Origin of the sequence: Dolichospermum circinale AWQC310F, from assembly GCF_000426925.1 — a bacterium.
Lineage (GTDB): Bacteria > Cyanobacteriota > Cyanobacteriia > Cyanobacteriales > Nostocaceae > Dolichospermum > Dolichospermum circinale.
This window is the reverse complement of sequence record NZ_KE384664.1, coordinates 121,037-122,428: the sequence shown is the minus strand read 5'-3', so window position 1 is coordinate 122,428 and position 1,392 is coordinate 121,037. Positions and strand designations below refer to the sequence as shown.

Genomic DNA, 1,392 nt, shown 5'->3' with positions numbered 1-1,392 from the left:
CTTTTACTATTATATTCCTATTGACTCGTATTCGCTACTATTTGTTTCATGAATATTTTGCTCTTCGGCAACATAAAAATAATATCCCCGACTTCTCAAAGCAGTCGGAGATATATCAAATATAGCAAATTTTGTTCAAAACTCAAACAAGAGTCCTATATGTTATCGAAAAATTACAGGATACCCCAGAAGTGGAGAAAGCCTTGACCGGAAAATAGTTCAATTAAAGCTGCTGCTAAAAAACCGATCATTGCTAAACGGCCATTCCAGATTTCCGCTTCGGGTGTAAATCCCCAACGCCAAGCATTGCGGTCAGTAACTACGGGTGTAGTAGCTGTTTTTGTTGCATTAGTCATGGTTAGCACTCCAATTAGGATTTACTAAGCTTTATTGCCTTATGTAAATAAATATAACAAATTTTTGCAAAAATGCAATATTTATTTATATTTTTTTTTGCACCTAACCTATATGTATCTTGAGAAAGAGACATTTTTAGACAACGTGGTCTGGTTCTAAAGGGCAGGGATAAGCAGAATCCCCCATTTCCACCTGAACAGTAGAGTGTTTGATCCCAAAATGGTGTTCAAGTTCCCAACAAACTTCCCATAAAAAAGCGTCACCGGGGTAGCCTCCGGGCATGACTAAATGAACCGTGAGTGCTGTTTCCGTCGTACTCATAGCCCAGATATGAAGATCGTGAATTTTCACCACACCAGGACGTTCAATTAAGTAGTTTTTCACAGCCCGTAACTCAATTCCTGCTGGTACGCCATCAAGTGCTAAATTTACAGAGTCTCTAAGTAATTGGCACGTGCCAATCACGACAACGACGACAACAATTAAGCTTACCAATGGGTCAAGCCACAGCCAATGGGTGAATAAAATAGCAATCCCCGCTACCACCACTCCCAAGGATAGCAACGCATCCGCAGCCATGTGTAAAAATGCTCCTCGAATATTCAAGTCACTTTTGCGTCCTGACATAAACATCATGGCCGTCAAAGTATTGATGATAATTCCCACTATGGCAACAGCAATAATAGTTTCCCCTGATACAGAATTAGAATCATTAAAGCGGCGGATAGCTTCCCAGCCGATAGCGCCCATAGACAAAAGTAAGACCACAGCATTTGTTAAAGCAGCCAGAATGGAAGAAGCACGTAAACCATAGGTATAGCGGTGGCTAGGAGGACGACGGGACAGGGAACTTGCACCCCATGCGAGGAGAAGTCCCAATACATCACCCAGGTTGTGACCAGCATCAGCAAACAAAGCCAGAGAGTGTGCTAAATAACCATAAGTCATTTCACAGAGGACAAAACCTAAATTAAGTACAGTACCAATAGCAAAAGCACGAGTAAATGTTGCTGGAGCGTGACTGTGATGATGGTG

The 1,392-nt window shown here is 41.7% G+C and carries 2 protein-coding genes; both read right to left on the bottom strand.

Translation table 11 applies throughout. The features are described from left to right. Positions 1–173: 173 nt before the first annotated feature. A complete protein-coding gene (locus ACIR310F_RS0102660) occupies positions 174–356 on the bottom strand; it encodes a chlorophyll a/b-binding protein (RefSeq protein ID WP_028082486.1) in 183 nt (60 codons plus the stop codon). 136 nt (positions 357–492) lie between these two features. Then, positions 493–1,392 (bottom strand): cation diffusion facilitator family transporter (locus tag ACIR310F_RS0102655; RefSeq protein WP_028082485.1); only part of this gene is annotated, 900 nt, incomplete at its 5' end.

Excerpts from the sequence above, each read along its gene's own strand:
- ACIR310F_RS0102660 (WP_028082486.1), bottom strand. The coding sequence starts at position 356 with ATGACTAATGCAACAAAAACAGCTACTACACCCGTAGTTACTGACCGC.